The organism is Planctomycetota bacterium (genome assembly GCA_026387035.1).
GTDB lineage: Bacteria > Planctomycetota > Phycisphaerae > FEN-1346 > FEN-1346 > JAPLMM01.
In genome coordinates this window covers 1-3,962 of sequence record JAPLMM010000178.1, presented here as the reverse complement: position 1 = coordinate 3,962, position 3,962 = coordinate 1, and the positions used below count along the sequence as shown (strand labels likewise).

At 65.8% G+C, this 3,962-nt stretch carries 4 protein-coding genes; all 4 read right to left on the bottom strand.

Annotated features, from left to right (window positions below):
• Positions 1–143: 143 nt before the first annotated feature.
• Complete coding sequence (gene pyrH / locus NTX40_06445; protein ID MCX5648719.1) at positions 144–866, bottom strand: UMP kinase; 723 nt, start codon at positions 864–866, stop codon at positions 144–146.
• 181 nt (positions 867–1,047) lie between these two features.
• Positions 1,048–1,644 (bottom strand): translation elongation factor Ts, encoded by a 597-nt coding sequence (gene tsf, locus NTX40_06440; GenBank protein MCX5648718.1) that lies wholly within the window; start codon positions 1,642–1,644, stop codon positions 1,048–1,050.
• A 126-nt stretch (positions 1,645–1,770) separates the two neighbouring features.
• The gene (gene rpsB, locus NTX40_06435) at positions 1,771–2,712 is read right to left on the bottom strand and encodes a 30S ribosomal protein S2 (GenBank protein ID MCX5648717.1); all 942 of its coding nucleotides are present in this window, start codon (positions 2,710–2,712) and stop codon (positions 1,771–1,773) included.
• 78 nt (positions 2,713–2,790) lie between these two features.
• Positions 2,791–3,801: a bifunctional oligoribonuclease/PAP phosphatase NrnA gene (locus tag NTX40_06430; protein MCX5648716.1), complete on the bottom strand. Its 1,011-nt coding sequence runs from the start codon at positions 3,799–3,801 to the stop codon at positions 2,791–2,793.
• Between the last annotated feature and the right edge of the window lie 161 nt (positions 3,802–3,962).

Genomic DNA, 3,962 nt, shown 5'->3' with positions numbered 1-3,962 from the left:
GCCGTAGTAGTCCACTTTCAGGTGTTCGACGAGGCCGGCCGACGCCCGGCCGGTCCGCACCGTCCGGAACTGCTGGCGGAGATGGTCGACGGCTTTCTTCATTTTGTCTTCGGCTTCGAGGAGGATGTCGTCGATCGGCACGGTCAGGAATCTCCTATGAAGGTTCCGATGGGTTCGCCCGCCACGACTCGGCGGATGCTGCCTTCGTGTTTCAGGTTGAAGACGACGATGGGGATGTGGTTGTCGCGGCAGAGGCTGATCGCCGCCGTGTCCATGATCCTCAGGTTCTGCCGGACCACGTCGTCGTAAGTCAGCCGATCGAATCGCCGGGCCTTCGGGTTCTTCTGCGGATCGTCCGAGTACACGCCGTCCACCTTCGTCGCCTTCAGCAGACAATCGGCGCCCAATTCGTTCGCGCGGAGCGCCGCGCAGGTGTCGGTCGTGAAGAACGGGTTTCCCGTGCCGCCCGCGAGGATGACGACGCGCTTCTTTTCGAGGTGGCGGATGGCGCGTCGGCGGATGAAAGGCTCGGCCACGTCTTTCATCTCGATCGCCGACTGGACGCGCGTGCTGACGCCCAGCGTCTCCAGGCTGTCCTGAAGCGCGAGGGCGTTGATGACGGTCGCGACCATGCCCATGTAGTCGGCCGTCGCGCGCTTGACGTGGGCCTTTTCGGAGAGCGTGACGCCGCGGAGGAAGTTTCCTCCCCCGACGACGATGGCCAGTTCGCACCCCGTTTCGGCCACTTCCTGCACCTGCCGGGCGATCGTGGCGACTTCCGCGGAATCCAGGCCGGAGCCGCCCGGCTTACAGAATCCTTCACCGCTGACTTTCAGGAGCACCCGCTTGTACGGGCGTTCGGCCATCGGAGTTCCCCGGTTAATCCTACAAGTGTTATTTCAACGCAGAGAGCGCAGAGAGCGCAGAGAGAGGATTGGGTAACAACGGCAAGGCCATTTCCGCCATCGTCTCACAAGACATGCTGTTTGTTGTTCCCCTATCTTTGCTGTTCTCTGCGTTCTCGGCGATCTCTGCGTTGAAGAACACTTAAGACGTCTCCTCGCCCACCTCGAACCGCGCGAATCGTTGGATGACGATGTTCTCCCCCGTCCGCGCCACCAGGTCCGTCAGCAGGTCCTTGACCGTGCGGTCGGGGTCTTTGACGAACGGCTGCTCGAGGAGGACGTTGTCGGCGAACCACTTCGCCAGTTTTCCCTCGACGATTTTCTCGAGCACCTTTTCGGGTTTGCCGGCCGCCTGTTCGCGCGCAATGCGCCGCTCCCGCTCGACGATCGCCTCGGGCACCTGTTCGCGGCGGACGGCGATCGGCGAGGCGGCGCACACGTGCAGGCACACGTCGTTCAGAAACGTCTGAAACTGCTCGTTCTTCGCGACGAAGTCTGTCTCGCAGTTCACCTCGACCATCACGCCCACTTTGCCGTTGTGATGGATGTAGGAGTGGATGCGGCCCTCGGCGGCGGTGCGCGTCGCCTTCTTCTCGGCCGTCGCAAGACCCTTCTTGCGAAGGATCTCAATGGCCTTCTCCGCGTCGCCGGCCGCCTCCTCCAGGGCCCGTTTGCAGTCCATCATTCCCAGGCCCGTCCGCTGCCGCAGTTTCAGAACCTCTTCGGTGCCGATAGCCATCAAGCATGCTCCTTCGTGCAGCGCCTCCAGGCGAACGAAAGTGTCTTGGACGTCGGAAATTCAGGCCCGTGCGTCGACCGCCGCCCCGCCGCGGCGGGCCGGGCACGCGGCGGATTCGCCCACCGCTTACGCGCCGGCGCTCGGAGCATCCGAGGCCGGTTCCTCGCCCGCAGCCGATTCGGCCGGGCCGCCGGTCCCCGTGTCGCCGGCGACCGCCTCCCCGGCGGGACGTTCCGCTTGCGTGGCCGGATGCGGCTTGGGCAGGGGCATCGAGGGCACCGGCCGCTCGGCGCCTTTGGTCGGCCGGCGGCTGACCCGTGCCTGCGGGCGTGTCGGCCCGCGCGCCGGCGTCTGGTCCTCGCCTTCCTTGGCGGCGAGGGTGGCCCGGTTCGCTTTGCCCTCGATGACGGCGTCGGCCAGGTGCGTGAGCACGATCTCGATCGCACGCATCGCGTCGTCGTTCCCCGGAATGACGACCGTCAGGTCGTCCGGGTCCGCTTCCGTGTCGGCCATGGCGACGACCGGCACATCCATCTTCCGAGCCTCCCGGACGGCGTTCTTCTCGCGGATCGTGTCCACGATGATGAGGGCGGCCGGCAGGCGCTCCATCGTCCGGATGCCTTCCAGGTTCCGCCGGATCTTCTGGTGCTCGCGCTGGAGGCTGGCGATCATCTTCTTCGAATGCCGGTTGATCGTTCCGGTGACTTCCATCTGATCGAGTTCGTCCAGCCGCCCCAGACGCGACCGGATGCTTCGGAAATTTGTCAGCGTCCCGCCCAGCCACCGGTGGTTGACGTACGGCATGCCGCAGCGCTTCGCCTGCTGTTCGGTGGCCACGCGCGCCTGGCGCTTCGTCCCGACGAACACGACGTCTCCGCCGGCCGCCACCAGCCGCGAGAGAAACTTCTTCGCCCGGACGATGCCCTTGACGGTTTCCTTCAGGTCGATGATATGGATGAAGTTCCGTTTCCCGAAGATGTAGGGCTTCATCTTGGGGTTCCACCGGCTCGCCGGGTGGCCGAAGTGGATGCCGGCTTCAATCAGTTCCTGCACTTCCAACTTTGCCAAATGCCTTTCTCCTATCCGTTTAGCGCGCAAACAAACCCTGCAACGAACCCGGAACCCTATCCCTCCGGCCCCTGCTTGTCAAGCCTTTTCCGGTTTCTCGGACCGGTCCAGAGCCTGGCCGACGGCTGCCAGGATCTGCGCCTCGACCGTGTCGAGGCTTCCTGGCACGCGGGCGCCCGCGGCATAGCGGTGCCCCCCGCCCCCGAACCGCGTCGCCACGCCGAGGACGTCCGTCCCCGGCCGCGACCGCAGGCTGACCCGCACGTGGCCGTTCCCGCTGTCGGTCAGGAGAATCCCCACCTGGACTCCGCGCACTTTCATGCACTCGTTGATAAGATTTTCGGTGTCGTCGGCGTCGGTAGCGGTCTGGTGGAACATCGCCTGCGTCAGACGCATGACCATCACCTGTCCCCCGAGGGCGGGACGCAGCCCGCCGACGGCAAGCCCCAGGAGCCGCATCTTCGCCAGATCGTTGTTCCAGTACAGTTGCTCGTAGAGGAGGTGCGGCTTGGCGCCGGCTTCCACGAGCCGCGCCGCCAATCGCAGCGTCTCGGCCCCCGAAGTCGGCAACCGAAACCAGTCCGTGTCCATCGCGAGGCCGGCAAAAAGGTACGTCGCGGTTTCCGCGTCGATGGCGGCCCCGGCCTCGACAAGGAAGTCGTGCACCAGGACGGCGGTGGCGGGCGCCTCGGCATCGACGAGGGCGACCTGAGCCGGCACGTCCTGCGTCCGGTGGTGATCGATGACGAGGACCCGGCGCGCCCCCTTCACGAGCGATTCCACGCCTGCCAGTTGCTGCCAGGCGCCCGTATCGACGAGGCAAACTAGGTCGGGCGGATCCGCGGCCGCAGAATCCGCGTCCCGCCCCGCCACCTGCACCGTCCCGTCCGGGTCGAGAAAGGCATATCGCGCCGGCGGCGGCGTCGGGACGATGATCTCGACCTGCTTGCCCTCGGCCAGCAGCCAGCGCCGCAGCGCCGCGATCGAGCCCATTGCGTCACCGTCCGGCTTGACATGCGTGGTCAGCACAACGTGATCGGCCTTCCGGAGTTCCTCAATCGCACGCTGGTAGTCTTTTCTGGCGATCACCGGTCACTCGCGCGGGCGGTTGCGCCGCCGGCTCCCAAAGGGCGGCTACCCGTCCGAGCGGCCGGGCAGTCGCGCGTCGGCTAGCCTTGGCTGATCGCCTCGACCGGGCACACTTCCGCGCATGTCCCGCAGTCGGTGCACTTCTTGGCGTCGATGAGATA

Excerpts from the sequence above, each read along its gene's own strand:
- tsf (MCX5648718.1), bottom strand. The coding sequence starts at position 1,644 with ATGGCTATCGGCACCGAAGAGGTTCTGAAACTGCGGCAGCGGACGGGC.
- pyrH (MCX5648719.1), bottom strand. The coding sequence starts at position 866 with ATGGCCGAACGCCCGTACAAGCGGGTGCTCCTGAAAGTCAGCGGTGAA.